Annotated in this window: 22 protein-coding genes and 1 other RNA gene; 3 read left to right on the top strand and 20 right to left on the bottom strand. The window is 37.4% G+C overall.

What is annotated here, in order from left to right:
* Positions 1 to 90 precede the first annotated feature (90 nt).
* On the top strand, positions 91 to 1,248 hold the full coding sequence (locus tag Q1B07_RS11350) for an ROK family transcriptional regulator (protein WP_299089394.1): 1,158 nt from the start codon (positions 91 to 93) through the stop codon (positions 1,246 to 1,248).
* A gap of 93 nt (positions 1,249 to 1,341) precedes the next feature.
* Here Q1B07_RS11350 and ssrS read toward each other — a convergent pair.
* The 12 genes from ssrS to Q1B07_RS11290 form a co-directional block, all read right to left on the bottom strand.
* Positions 1,342 to 1,529, bottom strand: a non-coding RNA gene (gene ssrS / locus Q1B07_RS11345) — 6S RNA.
* A 93-nt stretch (positions 1,530 to 1,622) separates the two neighbouring features.
* Positions 1,623 to 1,886, bottom strand: coding sequence for a DUF6171 family protein (locus Q1B07_RS11340; RefSeq protein ID WP_299089395.1), 264 nt, complete (start codon positions 1,884 to 1,886; stop codon positions 1,623 to 1,625).
* Between the two features lie 71 nt (positions 1,887 to 1,957).
* Positions 1,958 to 3,445 (bottom strand): alpha-N-arabinofuranosidase, encoded by a 1,488-nt coding sequence (locus Q1B07_RS11335; RefSeq protein WP_299089396.1) that lies wholly within the window; start codon positions 3,443 to 3,445, stop codon positions 1,958 to 1,960.
* Positions 3,446 to 3,563: 118 nt separating this feature from the next.
* A complete protein-coding gene (gene araA / locus Q1B07_RS11330; RefSeq protein WP_299089397.1) occupies positions 3,564 to 5,048 on the bottom strand; it encodes an L-arabinose isomerase in 1,485 nt (494 codons plus the stop codon).
* Positions 5,049 to 5,070: 22 nt separating this feature from the next.
* Positions 5,071 to 5,784, bottom strand: coding sequence for an L-ribulose-5-phosphate 4-epimerase (gene araD, locus Q1B07_RS11325; protein ID WP_299089398.1), 714 nt, complete (start codon positions 5,782 to 5,784; stop codon positions 5,071 to 5,073).
* Positions 5,785 to 5,872: 88 nt separating this feature from the next.
* A complete protein-coding gene (araB, locus tag Q1B07_RS11320) occupies positions 5,873 to 7,573 on the bottom strand; it encodes a ribulokinase (protein ID WP_299089399.1) in 1,701 nt (566 codons plus the stop codon).
* Positions 7,574 to 7,999: 426 nt separating this feature from the next.
* Positions 8,000 to 8,959, bottom strand: a complete 960-nt coding sequence (locus tag Q1B07_RS11315; RefSeq protein WP_299089400.1) for a family 43 glycosylhydrolase — start codon at positions 8,957 to 8,959, stop codon at positions 8,000 to 8,002.
* A gap of 199 nt (positions 8,960 to 9,158) precedes the next feature.
* Entirely contained in the window at positions 9,159 to 10,661 is a 1,503-nt protein-coding gene (locus Q1B07_RS11310) for an alpha-N-arabinofuranosidase (protein WP_299089401.1), read from the bottom strand.
* Between the two features lie 97 nt (positions 10,662 to 10,758).
* Entirely contained in the window at positions 10,759 to 11,163 is a 405-nt protein-coding gene (locus Q1B07_RS11305) for a hypothetical protein (protein ID WP_299089402.1), read from the bottom strand.
* Between the two features lie 67 nt (positions 11,164 to 11,230).
* The gene (locus Q1B07_RS11300) at positions 11,231 to 12,073 is read right to left on the bottom strand and encodes a carbohydrate ABC transporter permease (RefSeq protein WP_299089403.1); all 843 of its coding nucleotides are present in this window, start codon (positions 12,071 to 12,073) and stop codon (positions 11,231 to 11,233) included.
* 51 nt (positions 12,074 to 12,124) lie between these two features.
* On the bottom strand, positions 12,125 to 13,003 hold the full coding sequence (locus Q1B07_RS11295; protein WP_299089404.1) for a carbohydrate ABC transporter permease: 879 nt from the start codon (positions 13,001 to 13,003) through the stop codon (positions 12,125 to 12,127).
* Positions 13,004 to 13,125: 122 nt separating this feature from the next.
* Positions 13,126 to 14,370 (bottom strand): extracellular solute-binding protein, encoded by a 1,245-nt coding sequence (locus Q1B07_RS11290; protein ID WP_299089405.1) that lies wholly within the window; start codon positions 14,368 to 14,370, stop codon positions 13,126 to 13,128.
* 277 nt (positions 14,371 to 14,647) lie between these two features.
* Between Q1B07_RS11290 and Q1B07_RS11285 the strand changes: the two genes are divergently transcribed.
* Entirely contained in the window at positions 14,648 to 15,550 is a 903-nt protein-coding gene (locus Q1B07_RS11285; protein ID WP_299089406.1) for an ArsR family transcriptional regulator, read from the top strand.
* 116 nt (positions 15,551 to 15,666) lie between these two features.
* Here Q1B07_RS11285 and Q1B07_RS11280 read toward each other — a convergent pair whose 3' ends face one another.
* From Q1B07_RS11280 to Q1B07_RS11260, 5 genes are all read right to left on the bottom strand, one after another.
* Entirely contained in the window at positions 15,667 to 16,365 is a 699-nt protein-coding gene (locus tag Q1B07_RS11280) for an HAD family hydrolase (RefSeq protein ID WP_299089407.1), read from the bottom strand.
* A complete protein-coding gene (locus Q1B07_RS11275; RefSeq protein ID WP_299089408.1) occupies positions 16,358 to 17,584 on the bottom strand; it encodes a sn-glycerol-1-phosphate dehydrogenase in 1,227 nt (408 codons plus the stop codon). Before Q1B07_RS11275 ends, Q1B07_RS11280 begins: the two co-directional genes overlap by 8 nt.
* A gap of 133 nt (positions 17,585 to 17,717) precedes the next feature.
* Positions 17,718 to 18,857 carry a GntR family transcriptional regulator gene (locus Q1B07_RS11270; protein WP_299089409.1) on the bottom strand — a complete coding sequence of 380 codons (1,140 nt, stop codon included), beginning with the start codon at positions 18,855 to 18,857 and terminating at the stop codon, positions 17,718 to 17,720.
* Between the two features lie 127 nt (positions 18,858 to 18,984).
* A complete protein-coding gene (locus tag Q1B07_RS11265) occupies positions 18,985 to 19,137 on the bottom strand; it encodes a hypothetical protein (protein WP_299089410.1) in 153 nt (50 codons plus the stop codon).
* Between the two features lie 141 nt (positions 19,138 to 19,278).
* The gene (locus Q1B07_RS11260) at positions 19,279 to 19,509 is read right to left on the bottom strand and encodes a hypothetical protein (RefSeq protein ID WP_299089411.1); all 231 of its coding nucleotides are present in this window, start codon (positions 19,507 to 19,509) and stop codon (positions 19,279 to 19,281) included.
* A 137-nt stretch (positions 19,510 to 19,646) separates the two neighbouring features.
* Between Q1B07_RS11260 and Q1B07_RS11255 the strand changes: the two genes are divergently transcribed.
* Entirely contained in the window at positions 19,647 to 19,904 is a 258-nt protein-coding gene (locus tag Q1B07_RS11255; RefSeq protein ID WP_299089412.1) for an alpha/beta-type small acid-soluble spore protein, read from the top strand.
* A 68-nt stretch (positions 19,905 to 19,972) separates the two neighbouring features.
* Here Q1B07_RS11255 and mmsB read toward each other — a convergent pair whose 3' ends face one another.
* The 3 genes from mmsB to chvE are packed head-to-tail and all read right to left on the bottom strand — an operon-like array spanning position 19,973 to position 23,855.
* The gene (gene mmsB / locus Q1B07_RS11250) at positions 19,973 to 21,178 is read right to left on the bottom strand and encodes a multiple monosaccharide ABC transporter permease (protein ID WP_299089413.1); all 1,206 of its coding nucleotides are present in this window, start codon (positions 21,176 to 21,178) and stop codon (positions 19,973 to 19,975) included.
* A 6-nt stretch (positions 21,179 to 21,184) separates the two neighbouring features.
* On the bottom strand, positions 21,185 to 22,720 hold the full coding sequence (mmsA, locus tag Q1B07_RS11245; RefSeq protein ID WP_299089414.1) for a multiple monosaccharide ABC transporter ATP-binding protein: 1,536 nt from the start codon (positions 22,718 to 22,720) through the stop codon (positions 21,185 to 21,187).
* Between the two features lie 52 nt (positions 22,721 to 22,772).
* The gene (gene chvE, locus Q1B07_RS11240; RefSeq protein WP_299089415.1) at positions 22,773 to 23,855 is read right to left on the bottom strand and encodes a multiple monosaccharide ABC transporter substrate-binding protein; all 1,083 of its coding nucleotides are present in this window, start codon (positions 23,853 to 23,855) and stop codon (positions 22,773 to 22,775) included.
* Positions 23,856 to 24,278 lie beyond the last annotated feature (423 nt).

Below are 24,278 nucleotides of genomic sequence, written 5' to 3'. Positions count from 1 at the left end.
AATAACGTTTATAATGAAGGAATACATCATGATTAAGATTTTGCTCCACCGAGAAAAAATAAAATGAGATGTTGAAATTAGGTGACATATTTGAAATCAATAACTTGGAATCAGCAGGTAGTTAAGAAAAACAACACATCATTAGTCTTTCAAACCATCACAGAGCAAGAACCCATTTCACGGGCTGATATTGCACAAAAATCCGGATTAAATAAAGCAACTGTATCCTCCCTAGTAAATGAATTACTGGAAAAACAGCTTGTATATGAATCAGGACCGGGAGAATCCAGCGGAGGCCGCCGACCAGTCCTCCTCCATTATAATCGTGTTGCAGGATATTCAATTGGAATTGATGTAGGAGTAAATTATATTTTAGGGGTTGTAACTGATTTAAAGGGAAAAATCATAACTGAACATCATGTACGAATGAAAAGTTCATCTGTTGAAACGGTAATGGACCAGGTAAAAACGATCATAAAAACCTTAATCAAGGATATCCCTAAAAGCCCATATGGGATTATTGGAATAGGAATCGGGATCCCTGGTATCGTTGATAAGCAAGGAAAAGTACTGCTTGCGCCAAATTTAGGCTGGAAGAATTGCGAAATCAAACAATCGATTGAGGATGAATTCAATCTACCTGTCATCATCGAAAATGAAGCAAACGCAGGAGCCTACGGTGAAAAGCAATTCGGTGCAGGGCAATCATATAACGATATAATATATGTTAGCGCAGGGATCGGAATTGGTGTGGGACTGATTTTAAATAACCAGTTATACCAAGGTTTAAATGGCTTTTCTGGTGAAATGGGACATATGGTTATCCAAATGAATGGCGCACCATGCAGTTGTGGAAGCAATGGCTGCTGGGAAGTATATGCATCTGAACATGCCCTGCTAAACAAGGCAGAAGATGAACATACACTGGAATCATTGATTGAATTGGCTAATAAGAAAGATAAACAAGCGATCTCATTATTCAAAGAAATCGGGCAATACTTGGGATTTGGCATTAATAATATTATTAACACCTTTAATCCTGAGCAAATTATTATCGGAAACCGGTTGGCAATGGCAAAAGAATGGATTGAGCAGCCATTGTTAGAAATCGTCTATTCTCATGCTCTTTCATTTCAGCAAAAAAATCTGCAAATTAGTTTCGCTAAACACTTAACCCATTCAGCAGCTCTAGGTGTTGCGGCTTTTACAGCAGAGAGTTTTATTAATCGAGAGTTAAAAGAGTATTAAAATTTGAAGCTGGATTGTGATCAAAAAACCAACTTTTTTGAAGGAAATATAAAAAATCCGGCATCCATACAGGAGCCGGATTAATTATTGAGATAAGGTGCCGCGATTGCCGCATCTACATTATAGAGTTTTAGACCACCACTCCTACAAGTGGGTGTTCGCAGAAGCTTTCGTATCTTCCTCTACATAATGGAGGCTTGATATTCCGTCTTCAATGTAAAACTCCCTATTTCAGCTTAAAGGTTAAAACTTTATAAAAAATGCGTACAGCGCAGCTTGTATTGTTATAATACTAGATTTATACACTAAATGCAATAGGGAAATCTCCAAATAACATAGAGCGGAGTCTAGCGATTATTTAGGTTAATGCTAGATTACCACCTAGAACCGTTTGGGTTTGGACATGTTTTCGTAGAAAATTTCGCTCGGTATTCAACAAGACATCCACTATGTGAACAAGTTGTGCCGTAAACCAAAGATGTACAGCCTTTGCAGGAATTCAATCTTTGTTCGTAAATTGTTTTTGACACCATGACAGATGGGTTACCTTTGCTTTTTGAAAGGATCTCATCCACTTCTTGTCTTTTTATTATGACGTTTCTTGTACAGCCCTTACAAATGGTTGCGTTATCTCTCATTATAGCTCACCCTTTATTAAAAAGGGCCTGACCCATATTTGTGATAGACCCTTGCTTTGAAAAACTTCGATTTATTCAATTGTAAGTAACACTACAGCCATTGGTGGTAATGTAACATTTAATTGGTCATTTTCGATTGACGCTTGAGTAAACTCAGTTGGCTTTACAACCTCTGGCTGTTCAAACGTGTTATGAGCATCAATTGTATCAGCTGTAAGAATTTTACCTGACAGGCTTGAAACTTGTTCCTTTAATCCGCGCAGCTGAATGGAAAGGGATGCAGATTCTTTATGGTCGATATTACACAAGCTAATGTTTATTTTGCCTTCTTTGTTTTTTGACGCAGAAACAGTCACTTGTGGAAGCTTTTGATCATTGTATTTGTAGGTACCAACAGCTGCTTCAACTGATAAATTTGTCGCATCCTGATGAACCTTATACATATCAAATACATGATACGTCGGAGTTAGAATCATTTTTTCTCCTTCTGTCAGCACCATTGCTTGTAGAACGTTTACAGTTTGTGCAATGTTTGTCATTTGCACACGATCGCTATGCTTATGGAAAATGTGGAAGTGAACCGCTGCAACTAATGCATCACGAATCGTATTTTGTTGATAAAGGAATCCTGGGTTTGTTCCCTCTTCGACATCAAACCAAGTTCCCCATTCATCAATAATCATGCCAACACGTTTTTCAGGATCGTATTTATCCATAATTGTGCTATGCTTTGTAATTAACTCGTCCATATGAAGAGCTTTTTTCATGGTAATAAACCATTCATCTTCCGGGAAATTGGTCGCTGAACCTTTTCCTAACCAGAAATCTCCTGGAATTGTGTAATAATGAAGACTTAGTCCATCCATGAAACGACCAGCCTCACGCATAAGAACTTCTGTCCAATTGTAGTCATCTACATTTGCTCCGCCGGCAATTTTATAGATTTTGTTATCACCATAGTTTCTTACATATGTTTGATAACGGCGATAAAGATCTGCATAATATTCTGGGCGCATGTTACCACCGCAGCCCCAGTTTTCATTTCCCACACCAAAGTATGTTAATTTCCAAGGCTCTTGTCTGCCATTTTCCCCACGCCAGTTTGCCATTGGAGATTCGCCATCAAATGTCATATATTCTACCCATTCAGACATTTCTTGAACAGTACCGCTGCCTACATTTCCACAAATATATGGCTCACAGTTTAACATTTCACATAACATCATAAATTCATGTGTTCCGAAGTGGTTATTTTCAACAACACCACCCCAGTGTGTATTTACCATTCGTTTACGATTTTCTCTTGGCCCAACGCCATCTTTCCAATGATATTCATCAGCGAAGCAGCCGCCTGGCCAGCGAAGAACTGGAATTTGAATTTGCTTTAGCGCTTCCAAAACATCGTTCCGAATTCCATTTGTGTTAGGAATTGGTGAATCCTCGCCTACCCAAATCCCTTCATAAATACAACGACCTAAATGTTCAGCAAAATGACCATAAATATTGCGGTTAATCGTTCCTTTTTCAACATCTGCATTAATGACGATTGAATTTTTCATATCAAGATCATCCTTTACAAAAGATTAAAAAACGAGGTTAGACCGAAAGCTCTGCTATTTTCATAGACTTAGTGTTTATTTCATTTGCTCTAGTCAACCTCGCTGTTTTTAGCATAAATTATTTATAGATAACGTCGTTCCAACGTAATTCATTAATGAAAGCATGTTTGTTTGTATCATTATTAATTAATACACACTCAATTCCTACTAAGTCTGCCCAGTCTCTTAGCTGTTCTGTCGTTACTTTATATGAGTATACAGTATGGTGTGCTCCGCCAGCGATAATCCAGTTTTCAGCTCCTTCACTTAAAGAAGGCTGTGGAGTCCATAGTACTCTTGCGACAGGTAAATTTGGCAATTCAATTTCAGGCTGTTTCGCATCAACTTCGTTTACAACCAGGCGGAAACGATGGCCAAGATCAATGATTGAGGCGTTTAGGGCTGCACCGCTTTTACCGTCAAAGATAAGGCGGGCAGGATCTTCTTTTCCGCCAATACCTAATGGATAGACAGCAATTTTCGGTTTTGTTGCTGTAATAGTTGGACAAACCTCAAGCATATGTGATCCAAGCACAAGCTCATTGCCTGGCTCAAAGTGATACGTATAATCCTCCATAAATGAAGTGTCTTCATTATCAGCAATGATTTTAGAGATGCGAACAAGTGCAGCTGTTTTCCAGTCACCTTCACCAGCAAAGCCATAACCTTGTGCCATTAATCGTTGAACAGCAAGACCTGGTAATTGCTTCATCCCGTGAAGGTCCTCAAAGGTAGTTGTAAATGCCGTATAATTGCCTTCCTCTAAAAATGCCTTCATTCCCAGCTCAATTCTTGCTTGATAACGAATTGACTCACGAACAGGACCATCTTCAAGACCTTCAGGAACAATATCATACTCTGCTTCATATTCCTTCATTAATGCATCTACTTCTTGTTCAGATACATCATTCATTCTCTGCACTAAATCGCCGATACCGTATCCATTTACAGTCCAGCCCAACTTAATTTGCGCTTCTACTTTGTCGCCTTCTGTAACAGCAACACGTCTCATGTTATCACCAAAGCGAGCAACTTTTAAATGCTGGCTTTCAGAGAATGCAACTGCTGTACGCATCCAGCTGCCAATTTTGCTTCTAACCTCGCTATTTTCCCAATGTCCAACAACCACTTTACGTTTAATATTTAATCTTGTTGCCATGAAACCAAATTCGCGGTCACCGTGTGCAGATTGATTGGTATTCATAAAATCCATGTCAATGCTGTCCCAAGGAATATCACGATTAAATTGTGTGTGTAAATGCAGCATTGGCTTTTGCAATGCAGAAAGGCCAGCGATCCACATTTTAGCCGGAGAGAATGTGTGCATCCATGTAATGATACCTGCACAGTTTTCATCAGCATTTGCTTCTAAGCATAATCTGCGAATGGAATCCGCTTCTTTTAATACTGATTTAAACACCAATTTGTACGTAACTGCAGGATCACGATCAAGAGCTTCTGTAATCACTCTTGAATTTGCTTCAACCTCTTTTATTGTTTCTTCCCCATATAAGTCTTGACTTCCTGTAACAAACCAGAATTCATAAGGTTTTACTGTTAACATATCGGTTCCCCCTTGTGATTAATTAAAGATTTACCTTTGGAGTTGTTTGGCCATAATAAGCATTAGCTCCATGCTTACGAAGATAATGCTTGTCCAATAGATATTGATCGATCGGCTTGACATCCGGGTTTAATTGGAATGTGTGTAAAGCCATTTTTGCCACTTCTTCTAACACCACTGCATTGTGTACGGCTTGCATCGCATCTTTTCCCCAGCAAAATGGTGCATGACCTGATACTAGTACTCCTGGCATAGCTACTGGATCAAGACCTGCTTTTTCAAACGTTTCGATGATAACATGCCCTGTTTCCAACTCATATGCACGAGTAATTTCTTCCTCTGTTAATGGTCTAGTACAAGGGATTTCCCCATAGTAATAATCAGCATGTGTTGTGCCTAATGCAGGAATTGTACGGCCAGCTTGGGCCCAGCTTGTTGCCCACGGTGAGTGAGTGTGAACGACACCACCTATTTTTGGAAATGCTTTGTATAAAGCTAAATGAGTCGCAGTATCTGATGAAGGACGTAAATCACCTTCTACGATTTCACCTTCAAGATTAACAACAACCAAATCCTCTGCCTTTAACTCATCATAAGAAACTCCGCTTGGTTTGATAACAACAAGACCTTTTTCACGATCAATGCCGCTTACATTCCCCCAAGTAAAGGTGACCATTTCATATTTTGGTAAAAGTAAATTTGCTTTCAGTACTTGCTCTTTCAATGCTTCAAGCATCTTTTCCTCTCCCCTCTTTTTTAGGTCGAGCAATGGGGCAGAAACCCTTTTTGCCCCACCGCATCATTAGGATCGTTGCTGTATTCCATTATTGTGTAACTTCTGTTTTTTCTTGTGTTTTAGAAGTACTAGCTTTCTTAATTTTCTTTAAGTTCTTCATGACATTATTTTCGCCGCGTCCGAAATAATCATATAAACGTGAGTACTCGGCAAACAATTGATCATATACTGCTACATTATTTTGTTTTGGCTGATAGACCTCGTCTTTTAATCTAGCCATTTCTTTTGCAGCATCTTTAATGTCATCGTAACCGCCGCGCTCTTTACCAGCTGCAACAGCACCAAACATGGCTGATCCTAATGCAGGAGTTTGTGAAGAGGCTGAGATTTTAATTTCCATATTTAAAACGTCAGAGTAAATTTGCATCATTAGTGCATTCTTTTCAGCAATCCCGCCGCATGCATAAACTTCATTAATCGGAACGCCGCTGTTTCTGAAAGCTTCAACAATTGTACGTGTTCCGTACGCAGTTGCTTCAATAAGAGCGCGATAGATTTCTTCAGGTTTTGTGAGTAAAGTTGCTCCTAGTAAAACACCAGTTAAATCTGCATCAACTAATGTTGAGCGGTTTCCATTCCACCAGTCTAAAGCGATTAAACCGCTTTCACCAACCTCAAGCTGAGCAGCCTTTTCGGTCAATAGCTGGTGAATGTTCACTCCTTTTTCCTCCGCCTCCTCGTAGTAGCTGGCAGGAACGCAATTTTCAGTAAACCATTCAAAGTGATCTCCTACACAAGATTGACCTGCTTCATATCCCATTAATCCAGGGATAACACCATCTTCAACAACCCCGCACATACCAGGAACAACCTTTTCCTCGTCACCTAATAATATATGGCAAGTAGATGTCCCCATGATCATGAGCAGTTTTCCAGGTTCCGTAATTCCTACAGCAGGGACCGCAACATGGGCATCAACGTTTGCAATTGCCACTGCAGTACCAGGGTTAAGACCAAGCAACTTCGCAGCTTTTTCTGTTAATTCCCCAGCTTTTGAACCAATTGGGAAAATTTCATTTGATAACTTCTCTTCTACAACATTTTCTAAGCGTTCATCTAAAGCCTTAAAAAACTCTTTCGTCGGATATCCTTCCTGCTTATGCCAGATTGCCTTATAACCTGCTGTACAACTATTGCGTTTTAATTCACCAGTTAATTGAGAAATAACCCAGTCAGTAGCTTCAACAAATTGGTCTGTAGCTTCATAAACTTCCGGTGCTTCATTCAGAATTTGCCAAAGCTTCGGTACGAGCCACTCAGAAGAAATTTTCCCGCCATATCTTTGCAGGAACTTCTCCCCTCTAGCTTCAGCAATCTCGTTTAAGCGATTTGCTTCATCCTGTGCTGCATGGTGTTTCCACAACTTAACATAGCCATGTGGATGATCTTTAAATTCCTCAGTTAAGCATAAAGGAGTTCCCTGCTGATTAATTGGTAAAACGGTACAAGCTGTAAAGTCAATACCAAGGCCGATTACCTCATCTGGAGAAACATTTGCCTGTTTTAATACATCTGGAATTGTTGTTTCTAATACTTCCATATAATCTGTTGGGTGCTGTAAGGCCCAATCATTTTCAAGCTTTGTTACGCCATCTGGTAAAAATTCATCCATTACTCCATGTGTATACGGTTTAACTGCTGTAGCAATCTCTTTTCCAGTTCCAATTTCGACAAGCACTGCTCTTCCAGATTGTGTCCCGTAATCAACACCAATTGAATACTTTGCCATTTTAATCCCCCCAACCTTTTTCTATTAATCAATTAATCTTTTAGTTTTTAGTTGATTCACTTCACATTATCCGTACAAGTTACAAGACACAGAAACATTTATTGGAAAAAATCCGCTTTCATTTTGTGGAATTTTATAAAAACACTCAACTTATACGTATAACCTTAAGTTCATTTTAGCACTTATCTCATTTTTTTCAATACAAATTTTAGATTTATTTTTGCAAATTTGTCCTTTTTTATATGTTAACTTTCAACTTATCCTTACAAGTTAGTTTGTAGTTGTTTAAAGACTCAACTGTGTCTATTTCCATCATTTTCAATATCAACAAACGTAGGTTTTGACTGCTGCTCCTATTCCTTATTGTTCAAAAGCGTAGGAAAAGGCTGACTATCAGCAATAATCAGCCTTTTCTTATTTCTTCACTTAGTTTGTATCAGGTCTTGGCACTCCAAAGTTTGGCGTTCCATCTTCGTTCCACTGAATTACTTGAACACGAGCATGGCGATTTGGATCATACAACGGATCACCGACAATTTCCTTATAGCTTCTGGCATGATAAACAAGAATATCCTGCTTGCCATCCTCAGAAACGGTAAAACTATTATGTCCTGGTCCATATTGGCTGTTTTCCTCAGAAGTAGAAAAAACAGGTTCAGGTGTTTTTACCCACGATGCCGGATCCAATAAATTACTGTTTTCATCTGCTGTTAATAGTCCCATACAATAGTTATAATCGGTGGCACTTGCAGAAAATGTCATAAATATACGACCATTTCGTTTAAGGATTGCCGGACCTTCATTAACTAAATATCCGATTTTTTCCCAATTATATTCAGGTGTGGTGAGACAAACCTGTTCACCTTTAAGTGTCCATGGATTCTCCATTTCTGAGATATAAATATTAGAATTTCCTTTTATTTCAGGATCCTTTTGTGCCCATACATAATATCTGATTCCTTTATGTTCAAAAGATGTGGCATCTAATGCAAAGGTTTCCCACTTCGTTTTTACTTGTCCTTTTTCGATCCATTCCCCTTCAAGCGGATTTTCGGATACATTTTCTAACACAAACATACGATGATCAAATAAGCCATCTTTTGTTTCTGATGTTCGTGCCGCTGCGAAGTAGACATACCATTTTCCATCAATAAAATGAATCTCAGGAGCCCAAATATTAGCACTCATTAATCCTTTTTGATGCTTAACCCAAATCGTTTTCCCTTCCGCATCTGCTAATCCTTGAATGGAATCAGAACGGCGGAGTTCGATTCTGTCATACTTTGGCACAGATCCTGTAAAATAATAATAACCATCTGTATGTTTATAAATCCATGGGTCCGCACGTTGTTCAATAAGCGGATTTTTCACGGTAAAATCAGACATGATGACAACTCCTAAATTCATTTTTTCATAATCCAATAAGGTTCGTTTTATAATTAGTTCATTTAAACTGAATGTGCTTCATTTCTCAGTTTGCTTTTAACATGCTAAAAGCAGTTAAATTTCAATAGAAATTTACTGCTTTTGCTTGTTAGGCAGATTTGTTTTTAATAAGTAGTTAAAAGTAAAAAGTAACCACTTTTTATTTTGCGAGACGAATCACATTCCACGAAAGCTTGGATAAATTCGCTGCTAGATGTCCATTATCGACACTCGCATCTCCATTGCTATGTGGTGAAACATTTGTATGATTAAACTGATTTGTTGCTTTAACATCATCATTTTCAAGAACGATATGTTCGTTCACTCTGTAACCTTCGAAGCTTCTAATATCTGCTTCAAGACTAAGTGTTTCAGATTGGTGACGGTTTACGGCAAAGATTGTCAATGTTTCATTTTCTTCATCATGAACCGAAACAGTATCAAGATATGGAACATCTGTGAAATCCTTGCTATCATATTTTGGAGAAGAGACAATCGAATGTAATGCTGTTCCTCTACCAAATACAGATGCATGCATATATGGATAAAAGATTGTTTGTTTCCACGCTTCTCCGCCTTTTACCGTCATAATTGGCGCAATAACATTAACTAGCTGTGCAAGACATGCAATTTTCACACGGTCGGCACGCTTTAACATCGAAATTAGCATACTTCCTACTAATAACGAATCCTCAAACGTATAAATATCTTCTAGTTGTGGCGGAGCAATCGACCATGGTTCAATCTTTTTATCTGCTTCATTTGAATGGAACCATACATTCCACTCATCAAATGATAGATTCATTGTTTTCTTTGAGCGTTTTTTCGCTTTAATATAATCTGCCGTTGAAATAATCGAATAAATAAACTGATCCATATCCAATGATTGTGCTAAATAGTTGCCTAAATCATTATCACGGTTTCCATAATAAGTGTGCAGGGAAATATAATCGACATGGTCATACGTGTGCTCTAATACAGTTGCCTCCCAGTCAGCGAAAGTTGGCATATGGCGATTTGAGCTGCCACATGCAACTAATTCGATCGTCGGATCAACCCATTTCATTGCTTTTGCTGTCTCAACTGCAAGGCGTCCGTACTCATCCGCTGTTTTATGACCAATTTGCCACGGACCATCCATTTCATTTCCTAAACACCATGTTTTAATTTTATGAGGCTCTTTATAACCATGTGAGATACGAAGATCACTCCAATAAGAGCCTGATGTATGGTTGCAATATTCTACTAGATTGCGAGCAGCATCAATCCCGCGAGTTCCTAGATTAACAGCCATATTCACCTCAGCATTAATCTTTTTTGCCCAATCCATAAATTCATTTGTGCCAATATGGTTTGTTTCCGTTGTTCTCCATGCTAGATCTAATCTTCTCGGCCTATCGGCAACAGGACCAATGCCATCTTCCCAGTTATAGCCGGAAACAAAGTTACCGCCTGGGTATCTTACCAATGGGACTCTTAATTGCTTCACAAGTTCGATAACATCTGTTCGAAATCCCTGTTCATCTGCTGATGGATGATCAGGCTCATAAATTCCTTCATATACAGCTCTACCTAAATGCTCGATAAAGGAACCGTAAATTCTTTCATCGATTTGTCCGATTTTAAATTCCTTATCAACCGTCATTTTTGCTTTAACTGCCATGATTCCAACTCCTTTTTTTAACTACATATAATAGTAGATTTTTAATCTATAATGATTTACATCAATAAATAGATTTACGTTATTAAATACTTTCAAATTATGCTTGAGATAACTTAATCGCTTTATTTTTTGCTGTGTAAATAACATATGCGACCAAAAACAATACGAATCCAACAATGTCCATGACAAACAATTGAAGTAATCCCCAGAAAGCAATCCAAAGTAAAGCCTTCTTTTGAATTTCATTATCTTTTAGGTTTCTAGCAATGAGGAAATTCACAATAGCACCTACGAAAATGAATAAGCCAAATGTCAAAATCACACCTGAAACCTCATCAATTAATACAGTTCCAACTACTTTTGTATCAACAGAAGTGCCTTGCAGCTCTTTTGCCCCTGTATTTTTAAACCAAGTAGAGTAACCAAAAATAGTTATAAGTCCAGTGATGATGTTCCATATCGACCCTGCTATTAACAATTTCCTTTCCAATCCTCTGCTCATGACCATCCCTCACTTTTCATACAAGTTCCATGTTCTATGAAAATCCTAATAATTTAGGAGACATTTCTTACCCTTTAATACCTGAATTCAAGTTAATAGACTGGACAAAATACTTTTGTGCGAAAACAAACAACAGTAGGGTTGGAATAATCGCTAATATCGCTGACCCCATTAATTGCCCAATCATGCGGTAGTTCCCATAAATATCTTGCAATAAAAGCAAACCAGCTGTAACCGGCATCTTATCTACATCGGTATAAACAATGACTGGCCAGAGGAAATCATTCCAAGAGCCGGTAAAAGAAAACAGACCGCAAACAATTAATACTGGTTTTATCAGCGGCAATATAACAGAGTAGTAGATTCTAAAATCACCTGCTCCGTCAACACGGGCTGACTCGTCCAATTCTTTTGGAATACCCTTCATAAATTGTCTAACTAAGAATATATTGCCCATTCCTGCTAAACCTGGAATGATCATCGCCCAAGCAGTATTCACCCAACCTAAGGCGTCAATTATTTTATAGGAAGGAATTAAGTTAACGACCCCCGGGAAGAAGGAAATCCCTAATAAAGTAAAGAACAATGTATCTCTTCCTTTAAAATTCATCCGTGAATATCCATATCCAGTTATTGAGATGACAATAACGACTAATATTGTATGCATCGTTGCAATAAATAAAGAGTTCATTAACCAGCGTAAAATTGGTGCTGTTGATGTATTTTCCAAAATGGCAACATAGTTATCAACGATCCAGTTAACAGGTAATAGCCTAAAACCAACTGAGACAACTTCTGTTTGTGAGCGAAATGATGTTGTAATCCCGAAAATGACCGGAACTGCCCAAATGATACAAAGAACAATTAAAAATAAATATGCACTATATTTTGACCAACTTATCTTTTTCATTTATTACACCTGCCTTATCCGTTTCCATTCAAATACAAGCTAACATAACTTCTATGAAGCATTTCGGTTCATCACATAATATTGTATTGCTGATATAACTAAGATGACTAATCCAAGCAATACCGCCATTGCGGAAGCCATCCCTGCAATTGATTCTCCGTGGCTAAATGCTAATTGGCGAATATACATCATCAGTACATGTGTGCTTTGCTCCGGGCCGCCATTTGTCATCATTAATGGCTCACCGAAAACATTAAACGTTCCAGCGGTCGTCATGACAAATGTATAAATTAATGGAAAGCGAATAGATGGTAAGGTAATACTAAAAAATTTCCGAATTGGTCCTGCACCATCAATATCGGCAGATTCATATAAATCCTTCGCAACACCATTTATAGAGGCACGGTATATGATCATATTTCCTCCAACGCCGCCCCAAATCGTTAAAACAATAATGATGATCCAAGCGTATGGTTGGTTACCAGCCCAAACCGTTTCAGAACCAAACACATTTCCAGTTATCCCCAATTGCTTATTGAAGATTAGCGACCAAATTAACGCCCCAGCTGAGATCGAAATTAATCCTGGAATATAGATAATGGATTGAAAGAAGCTTTTCATTTTTACTTTTTTATGCTCTAAGGCAACAGCAATTAAGAGAGGTATGATGATTAAGAATGGAACACTTAATCCAACGAAAATTAACGTATTTTTTAACCCATTCGTAAATTGAAAATGAAAGGTTGATTTTTTATCAAATAAGATTGTCTTATAATTTTCTAAACCTACCCACACTGGATCACCGATTAAATTCCATTGGGTGAAGGATGCGTAAATTCCATAAATCGTAGGTAAAAAAATAAAAACAGCAAATAAAATCACATGGGGACCTACAAAGAAAAGAGGTGTTAAATTCACTTTTTTATTCATAGCCTATTTCTCCTTTATAAGAGACTGTCTCAGAGGGCCTGTCCCCTTTAAGTTAGCACCATATAAAAAGCTTTCTATTTAGGGGATAGACCCTTAGGTTTTGAGACAATCCTATTTTCTAACTATTTTGCTGCTTCACCGCCATCACCTTCAGCAATTTTATCTTCTACAAATTTCTGCATTGTTTGTAGACCTTCATCAATATCCACTTCTCCGCGAACAATATCTGGAACATACGTATCTAGAGCTTCAGCAACATATGGGTAGTATTCATATGTGTAAATGTATAAAGATTCAGTCTGTTTTTCACTTGAAGTAAAGAAGGATTGGATATATTGATCATAATCCGGACTTTCGATTACCTCTTTACTAGCAACAATTTGTCCAGCTTTTGCCCACTCAATCGAATTTTTGCGAATGAATTCAAGGAAACTAGCAATTCCTTTTTCTTTTTCATCTGTTCTGTTCTCATTCTCTAACATAGCGAATAAATGTGAGGACGCTCTGTTCGTAAACTTATCCGGTGAGAATGCATAAATATTTGTTACACCAAAGTTTAGACCTTCAACTGCTGCGTGTGCTGTAGAACTCCAAGTTCCATCAGTAGAGAATAAAACGTTTCCAGATTGGAACATTAAGTAACCATCTTCACCATAAGGAGTCATTAATCCAGCTTCATCAATTTGTTTAATAGCTTCTATCGCTTGTTTCATGACTGGTGTATTAACAGCAGGCTGACCATCTTTTTGAATGTCACCGCCAAGGTTTTGAATTTGTGCAAAGATAACCCAGCTTATTAGCGCATCATTGACAACATAATCACCTTCATCCAATTTTCCTTGGAGAGATAAAATTTCATCAAACGTAACGACATTATCATCTAAGAAATGCTCTACATTGTATTTCTTAAGTAAATCTTTATTGTAATACATTGCATTACTATGAATATCCAATGGGATTGTATATTGAGTTCCGTCAATATTACCCGAGGTCCATGCTTGTGGCAGATAATTTTCTTGCTTAAGCTCAGGTTGACTTTCCATAATACTTGTCATTGGTTCTAAAACACCTTGTTTTGCATAACCAGGAACACGGTCAGCGTGAATAATCGATAAATCCGGAATCCCTTTACCAGAATTTAACACCGTAGACATTTTCGTATACATATCAGCTGTAATGACATGTTTTACTTTGAACTCTGGATCTGTTTCATTGTACTCTTTGACAAGTTGATCCATATAAGCACCATCTTCACCTGTTAAGGGTGTCCAAAACGTAATGGTATTCTTGTCTTCGCCGCTGCAGCCAGCTAATATAGTTGCTACTAAAAATACTAGAATTAATGAAAAACTAAACTTCTTTTTCAATGCTTTTTCCCCCTAATTCTGTTTATTTTGAAAATTATTATCGAAGAAAATCCATCGCGGATAATTAACTTCAGCATCAGTATACACTTGATATGGAAACGTTGTCAATAACCTTTTAATTAAATTTATTAACTGTTTTTTTATTTCAATTAACTTAAAAGTTAATCAAATAGTTTAAATTCTTGTTATATATTTACAATGATTAATTAATATGTTATTTTATAATTACTTAGTTATCTTTTTTATCAATTAAATAATATTGAAAGAAGGGAAAATAATGCAGCTTGAAATAGACAAGTCCTCTATCGTCGTGTATGAGGCATTGGCTAGTGAGGTTCGGATTAAGATTATTCAGTTGCTTTCAAAAAATAAAATGAACGTCAAGGAATTAGCTGAGGAACTTGGAATAAGCAGTCCGATTGTGACAAAGCACATTAAAAAGTTAGAAAATGCAGGAATTATTAAAACGGAGAAAGTCCCTGGAAAATCAGGCCTTCAAAAAGTTTCTATCTTAAAAGTCGATCATATTGAAATCAATTTTCCTAAAAAAATCTTTCATTCTTTTGCTTCCTATGAAACATCCGTGCCGATCGGCCATTACACAGATTATGAGTTAAAACCAACCTGCGGTCTTGCCACCGATAAGGAGTTTATCGGAAGAGTTGATGAACCGAAATACTTCATGGATCCTAAAAGGGTGGATGCAGAAATATTATGGTTTACCCAAGGGTTTGTTCAATATAATATCCCTAACTTCTTAAAAATCGACGAAAAATTACAACAGTTTGAAATCAGCCTAGAAATTTCTTCTGAATTCCCATTCTCAAACGATGTTTGGCCATCAGATATTACCTTTTCACTAAACGGGATCGAATTGGGCACATGGCAAAGCCCTGGTGATTTTGCCGATACGAGAGGAAAGTTTACTCCTGATTGGTGGCCAAATAATATTAACCAATACGGCTTGCTGAAAACAATAAGGATTACAAGCCATGGCACTTATATTGATGGAGATCCATTATCAGATCTATCAGTTGAGGATTTAGATACAACCTGTGATCGCTGGACGTTTCGGGTCGAAGTTAAAGAAGATGCAAAACACGTTGGCGGAGCCACCATTTTTGGAAAGAAATTTGGAAACCATGACCAGGACATCATATTTAAATTATATTATTTATGATCAATCATTCCGTTAAGAGTAAAAAGAGGCTGGATCAAATGTTAAAAACCCCCTCTGTATTCATTGTATTGAGGAGTTTCTAACAATATTGAAGCAGTCTCTTTTTATCCTTCCCTTTATGAAAAAACTCCAATGTAATCAGTAATGATTTTATTTGGGGTATGAATGGATTGCGGCTCTCGATTGCGGTGATTAAACCAAATACAATTCCATCCCGCCTCAATCGATGGCGCAATATCATTCTCCCACGTATCCCCTATATAGCAGCATTTATCAGGCTTAATCTTAATCTGCCTTTGCACATATTCAAAAATTCTCTTATCAGGCTTTGCGATTCCAATACCATCAGAGATAAAAATCAACTCCTTTGGTATTACCTGATCAAGTTTAAGTGCAATAATTTTATTCATTTGATGATGTACAGGACCGTTTGTTAATATGCCGACAACCGATTTGTTTTTCTGTAAATCTTTTATTATTTCTATAATTCCAGGAAAAGCTTGTATCTGTTGCTGCTCATATTCATAACGTTCCTGTATCGCCAATGCTTGTTCCTTTGTTATATTAAGGTCAAAATCTTTAAAAGCATTTGTTAATCTCTCAACTCTTAATGCTTCTAAGCTCATTTGCCCTTTCGTGTGAAGCTTCCAAAGAACATCACTAAAATATCGCACTCTCTTAAATAACTCCTCGATATTCAGGGTTGATGCCTCGACTTTACAAAATTCCAATGCAAGCCCGAAAGGTGTTAATTGATCATATAATGTGTCATCTAAGTCAAAAAAAACAGCCTCGATTTCATTAAACTTAAGCATAATGATGATTCCCTACATGTTCATTCCAGAAGGCCAGCATCGTATAACGATTTTTCCTTAATAGGTGTGCTTCATTTAAGCTGTTCCGTACAAGGTCAGAAGGAATTCCAAGATGGGTCGGACGGAGAGGGCCCCCTAATTTTTGCAACAAGCCAGAAAGAACTTTTGCCTCTGGCAGTGAATGTAATACTTCAAGGACTGCATGCTGCTGCTGAATCACCATGTCAAGTTTTTCCTTTGATTCCCCTCTTAGCTCCTCTAATTGTGCTGAATTTGAAACAAGCTTTAACACATCATTTTTATATAAATCTAAAATTAATTGTGCGGAAACACCAACCTTAGCCCCGTGCAGTACTTGCGATTTGTTTTGCTTTAGGAACTCCATTTCCCAATAATGTGATAAATGATGCTCCCCTCCCGAAGCTGGTGAAGAATGGCCAACTAAGAGCATAGCTAGTCCAGATTGAATAAGGGCTTCAATTAAGATTTTTATTCCTTCCTCATCCACTTCAGAAATTTGCTCAACATGCTTCACGCAATTTTCCAATGCTTCTTCAGTTAGTTTCGCAGAAAGCGGACAATACGGTTCACCTGCAATAAGATGAGAAAACTTCCAATCTGCTAATGATGTATATTTGCCGATCATATCCCCAAAGCCAGCAGCAATCATTTCTCGCGGCGCACTTTGCAAAATCCCAATGTCAGCAAATAAAGCAATAGGCGACTGCATTTGAAAGGTTGTTTTTACTCCTTTAATAACAACAGGGGCTCCCATTGAATTAAATCCATCAACAGATGGTGCAGTCGGAATGGAAATAAACGGTTTACCCATCTTAAAGCTTGCAAATCTCGTAATATCATGAATGGTGCCAGAACCTACCGCAATAGCCACTTCCGCATCTTGCGAAATCCCTAACATAGCCTCTATTAACGCTGCTTCATCTGCCACAACATCATTTTGTTCATTAGGCTGAATAATCACAACCTCATAGTTAATCTTTTCTTCTTCTATGAGGGCTGACAATCTTTTACCAGCGATATCATAGGTAGTTTGGTCAGCGATGATGGCTGCCTTTTTAAATGATTTTTTCTGCAAATATGCAACCACATCATCTAATGCATTTTGGCTGATGACAATTTCATCAATCGAAATCGAAAAGTGCTGGTTTCCACAGGTACATGCTTTGGATAGGTTTAATAATTCATTTAAAGCGATCATTGATACGTCCTCCTACTATTAAAGTACTATCTAGAAAACTTTTAAACTACCTAAACTTCCTACCACTTTACTCACTAGTGTAAAGTGGTAGACCATGATTCGGGTCACCCTCTAAACAAATGTGAATGAAAAATTAAATCTCTTGGTTGATCATTGGATGAATTTCTTTCAGTGAACTTGTAGAGTTTCTAATAACTAACTCAGGTTCATAAATCTTCTGCCTGTTTTCAACTAATTTATTGTCGCTATTTTCCACGGCAGCAACAATCCATTTAGCCGCTTCAACTCCCATTTCCATTTTAGGGTGTGTAACAGAAGTAATCTTAATTTCTGAAGCCTCTGCTAAATAGGAATCATCGTAACCAACAATGGAAAGATCTTCAGGTACCTTAATCTCAAGCTCTCTTAATACATTTAAGACATTGATTGCAATTTCATCATTATAGCAAATAATTCCTGTTGGTCTATCATCTTTTGACATTAGAAGATGTTTTAACTTGTGCAGTAATCCAGTCTCTTTTTCCTCAGTTGTAAACGTTACGATCATTTCAGGGAAAAAGGGGATCTGATTTTCCCTAAAAGCCCTGATAAAGCCTTGCATCCGGTTTAACCCTTGGATATCATCCCTTTTAAACAAACCAATAATTTTTTTATGGCCTAGCTTAATTAAATGATCAGTTGCAATAAACCCTCCTTTTTCATCATTTAAAATAATGTTTGGCGGATTTAATTGTGGATAATATTGATTTATCATTAAATATGGAATTTTATTTTGTTCCATTTCCAAGTAGTAATGAAGATTTGGATTGTAACTGCTGCTTCTCGTAGGCTCTACGATTAGCCCATCGATATTGCGATTCAACATCGCCTCCAAGCATTGCTTTTCTTTTTCGGGATCATTATCAGTACAAGCAAATGTCAAAGAATAACCGTGTGAGGATAAATATGATTCAATTCCCTTTATAATCGAGGGGAAAATATAATCTGAAATATAAGTTGTTATGACCCCTATATTTTTTCCCGCTGAGCGCATTGGATTCATTTGAGCTTGATTCGGTCTATTCGCTACAAACGTACCTGCTCCTTGCTCTCGATATAACCAGCCTTCATGAACTAGATCGCCGACAGCTTGGCGAACAGTATGCCTGCTAACCTGAAACAATTTCACCAGCTCATTTTCCGAATAAATTTTTTCACCTGGCGATACGGTTCCTTCGGTAATCCAGTCTTTAATTTTTTGTTTCACCATACTGGCTTTTGTTTGTTGAGCCATTATGTCACCACTTTCAGCTTGTATGTTACTAATTCAACTTATTCGTACAACTATATTTATTATACACTATGTACATACAAATTTAAAATGGTCTTTCAATTGAATGGTAAAAAAGATGTTTGTTCTATTATTCCATCAACTCATGTTTTAATTTCCTTTCTAACTCCTTCAGCAAATGCTCTCCAGTAACGATTTTATCACCTCCGCCTTGGGCAAAGGATTCGTTTCCTCCTCCTTTCCCATTGATCATTGGCAGAACCTTTTTGACTATTTGGTTCATTTTTAATGTTTAACCACTTGAACATACAAGTACTAATTTGCTTTCATTTTCTGTAACAAATAAGACAACATTCTCGTTATTTTTTGTTGTGATCATCCTACATCATTTTTAACTTTACTATAGCACAATGGCTCTCATGGTTTACTCACCAATATTGTTTTCAAACCATTCCTGAAGTTCTTTTACAGATGTAAAGCTAAATATCTCTTCTCCATTTTGACCATTGTCAAAGCCTGTATTTCCTCTTAACGTAATTTGTCCTTCCGTATCTGAAATCAGGATTGCATAAGGATGATCAATATTGATAAATCTACCATCCAGATCGGTATCAAGCCAGCTTTTGCTTTTTAAAAATTCGTGACAATTCTTCATGTTTTACCTCCTCACTTTCTTATATTGTTTCTTTTACATAAAAAAACATGTGCTGTAAAACAGTTCATAAAGCGCAGCTTCGATCAGGATAAAACCTGCATGTAACAGATAAACTAAGGGTAAGGAGGGATGGTTTCATGGAAAGAAGAAGAAATAATATACTTGTACCTGAAGCAAGAGAAGGGGTCGATCAATTAAAGGCAAAAGTCGCTAACACTGAAAGACCTGAGGATGCAAAGTTTGAAGTGGCCAAAGAAGTAGGTGTTCCCCTGCAGGATGGCTATAACGGAGGCTTAACCTCCAGAGAAGCAGGGAAAATTGGCGGAAACCTCGGCGGAAATGTGGTTAGAGAAATGGTGAAGATGGCTGAGCAGCAATTAAAAAACCAACAATAAAAAGAATCAATGTTTTAAACGGGGACAGAGCTGACGAATGAATGTCGTCAGCCCTGCTTATTAACGTATTATGAAGCTTTGTTTTTATTATAAATATCAAAGGCAACAGCTGCTAATAATACCAGCCCTTTAATTCCTTGCTGCCAGTCGATACCTAATCCTAGCAGGGACATACCGTTATTCATGATCCCCATTACTAGGCCGCCGATGATTGCTCCAGGAACAGTACCGATACCGCCATATGCAGAGGCACCCCCGATAAAGCAAGCGGCAATCGCATCTAATTCAAACAGATTACCAGCCTTAGGTGTTGCTGCATTTAAACGCGCTGCAAATAACAAGCCTGATAATGCCGAGAGAACTCCCATATTGACAAAGACCCAAAAGGTCATGCGTTTTGTTTTGATCCCAGATAATTGTGCTGCTTTTTCATTACCACCAATCGCATACACATGGCGGCCTGCTTTTGTTTTATTTGTTACAAAAGTATAAATCACAATCAATACTGCAAGGATGATTAAAATATTCGGAATTCCTTCATATGAAGCCAACACATACGTAAAGATATTCAGCAACGCGATCATGCCGATTAGTTTTATAATAAACATGCCGTTTGATTCAACATCAAAGTTGTATTTTAGCTGTGAGCGTCTATTTTTCACCTGCGTGAAAATAATAATAACCGATAAAACAAGGCCAATGATCATCGTTAATAGATGAAGGGATCCGCCGCTCGATACATCAGGGATAAAACCTGAGCTTATTTTTTGGAATGATTCAGGGAATGGCGCAATTGATTTCCCCTCTAGTACGATCATTGTTAATCCTCTAAATAAAAGCATTCCTGCTAAGGTTACGATAAACGCCGGAATTTTTACATATGCAACCCAAAATCCCTGCCAAGCTCCGATAATGGCACCTACTAATAACGAGATAATAACAGCTAAGAATGTTGGCATTTCATAGTTTACCATCAGGATTGCCGAGATCGCTCCAACAAATGCTGCCACCGAACCAATAGACAGATCAATATGGCCGGTAATAATAACTAATACCATTCCTATTGCTAAAACAAGGATATAACTATTTTGCAAAATAAGATTTGTAATATTTAAAGGTTGTAATAACAGACCATTTGTTAAAATTTGAAACAGCACCATAATAAAGATCAGAGCAATGACCATGCTATATTGCCGCATATTATTTTGTATCATTGATTTGAATGCTGATTCTTTTTTCAAGGTTGTTTGATTGTTTTGTATCTGTGTTTGCATAATGAACTACCTCCTTACCTTACTTTTGGTCATGTACGTCATTAGTTTTTCTTGATTCGCTTCTTCCCTTGTTACCTCACCAGTGATGCTGCCTTCATTCATAACATAAATACGGTCACACATTCCAAGCAGCTCTGGAAGCTCTGAAGAAATAATAAGGATGCCTTTACCATCCATCGCTAGGTCATTAATAATCGAGTAAATTTCATATTTTGCCCCAACATCTATCCCGCGGGTCGGCTCATCAAGAATTAAAATATCAGGCTCTGAGAAAATCCATTTGCTTAAAACAATTTTTTGTTGATTTCCGCCGCTTAAATTGCCTGCTTTTTGAAAGATGCTAGGTGTTTTAATTCTTAATTTTTTCCGGTATTCTTCCGCTACGATTATTTCTTTGTTTTTATCCAATATCGCTTGCTTTGATATTTTTTCAAGGCTTGCCAGCGTAATATTTTGTTTAATGTCATCCATTAAAATGAGACCGTTTCCTTTTCTGTCCTCAGATACATAGGCCATACCATGGTCAATTGCTGTTTTGACATCTGTAAATTGAACCTCTTGTCCATCTTTAATGATTTGTCCGCTTATTTTTTTGCCATAGGATTTTCCAAAAATACTCATCGCCAGCTCCGTGCGGCCAGCACCCATCAGACCGGCAATCCCCACAATTTCGCCTTTGCGGATATGAAGATTCACATCATCAATTACTTTGCGATCTGCATGCAATGGGTGATACACATTCCAATTTTTTATCTCAAAGAAGGTCTTGCCAATATTAGGTGTTCGATCTGGATATCGGTTTGTCAGATCCCTTCCGACCATCCCTTTAATAATGCGATCTTCTGTTACATTGTCTTTTTTCATATCAAGCGTTTCGATTGTTTGGCCATCTCGTAAAATCGTAATGGAATCGGCAACTTTTTCTATCTCATTTAATTTATGAGAGATGATAATTGCAGACATTCCTTGTTTTTTAAATTCTAATAATAAATTTAATAAGTTTTCACTATCGTCTTCATTTAAGGAAGCGGTCGGTTCATCTAAAATTAAAAGCTTAACTTTTTTTGATAGCGCTTTAGCAATTTCGACTAATTGCTGCTTTCCAACACCAATATCATCAACCTTTGTATTAGGTGATTCATTAAGACCTACCTTTTGAAGCAGCTCTTTCGTCTTGATTTTGGTTAGATTCCAATTGATAACACCATTGTTTGCTATTTCGTTGCCCAGAAAGATATTTTCAGCAATTGATAATTCCGGTATAAGCGCAAGCTCCTGGTGAATGATGACAATCCCTAGTTCTTCACTTTGCTTAATATCCTTAAAGCTGCAAACTTGTCCATTAAACAAAATGTCTCCAGAATAGGAGCCAAATGGGTATACCCCGCTAAGCACCTTCATTAGCGTAGATTTTCCTGCCCCATTTTCACCGCATAAGGCATGGATTTCTCCTTCTTTCACCTTTAAGTTAACGTTTTCAAGAGCTTTTACACCTGGAAATTCCTTCGTTATCTTTCGCATTTCTAGTATGATGTTTGACATTTTTCACACACCTACATTCGTCGTTTTTACTAGAATTTTAGAAATTCCATCATTATTGTCCAAGCTGTTCCTTCGTATAGTAACCGCTGTCAACCAAGACAGATTCATAGTTTGTTATATCAACAGAAACTGGATTCAATAAAAAGGCTGGTACGATTTTCTTGCCGTTATTGTACGTCTTCGTATCATTAACTTCAGCTTTTTCTCCATTTAATAAGGCATCCGCCATTTCAACAGCCTTTTTAGCCAGCTCGCGTGTATCCTTAAATACAGTTTGTGTTTGTCGTTTATTAATAATCGATTTGATCGAAGCAAGCTCAGCATCCTGGCCTGTGATGACAGGCATCGGTTTATCTTCACTTCCATAACCTACACCTCTTAATGAGGAAATGATTCCAATACTTATCCCATCATATGGAGAAAGAACAGCATCCACTCTCTCTGAGGAATAATAAGCGCTTAAGAGATTATCCATTCTTGATTGTGCCAGGGCTCCATCCCATCTAAGTGTGGCACCTTGGTTAAACTTTGTTTGGTTGCTTCGAACAACTAGCTTTCCAGATTCAATATATGGCTCAAGGATTGACATCGCCCCATCGAAAAAGAAGTAAGCATTATTATCATCTGGTGATCCTGCAAATATCTCAATATTAAACGGACCTTCCTTTTCCTTCAGCCCTAACTTTTCTTCAATATATGTTCCTTGTAAAACCCCTACCTTGAAGTTATCAAAGGTTGCATAGTAATCGACATATTTACTATGCTGGATTAAACGGTCATATGAGATAACCTTTATCCCTCGTTTATGTGCTCTCTCTAGGACACTGGTTAAGCCTGAACGGTCATCAATTGGTGCGATAACTAACACATCAACACCTTTTGTTATCATATTTTCAATTTGTGCTGTTTGGTTTTCAATGATATCTTCTGCATATTGTAAATCTGTTTTATATCCCAGCTCCTCAAAAAGCTTTTTCATATTTTGGCCATCATTCACCCATCTTTCTGATGATTTTGTTGGCATTGATATTCCGATAAACCCTTTAGACTCTCCACTTGTTTCTTTGACGCCACATCCGGTCAAAGCAACTACCAGTACGATTAAAAGAAAAAGTGTAAACGATTTCCTTTTCATCTAGTTGTCCCCCTTTCTTATTTCTCACATGGCCAATTCAATTAAGGAATTAGTACTAAAAATATAACATTATAAAAAATAACCGTCTTTTTAATAAAACAACTATTTTTATAAAAATTTAACTTAATTTAAACCGCTTACAAAGAAAAGCGGAAGCGCCTTGCTCAGCGACGTAGAAAAAAGAGCACTCCGTATGAGATAAAGGAAGAGCGTAAGCGATTCGATGTTGACTTACGCATGCGAGGAGGGGGAAGTTCATTAGTCGCTAGGCGCTTGAGCTAGACACTGAAACTACGTTCAAAATTTATCCTTTTATATTTTTAAAATGCGGAAGTGCCTCGTTCAATATTTGTTTTTCTGCCTGTTACATAAATCAAAACGAAAAAAAGGTCTGCCCCTCAATCACAATGTAGAGAGCTTTGA

This window comes from uncultured Metabacillus sp. (assembly GCF_947503125.1).
GTDB lineage: Bacteria > Bacillota > Bacilli > Bacillales > Bacillaceae > Metabacillus.
The sequence above is the reverse complement of the archived record's forward strand: the minus strand, read 5'-3'. Positions and strand labels throughout refer to the sequence as shown.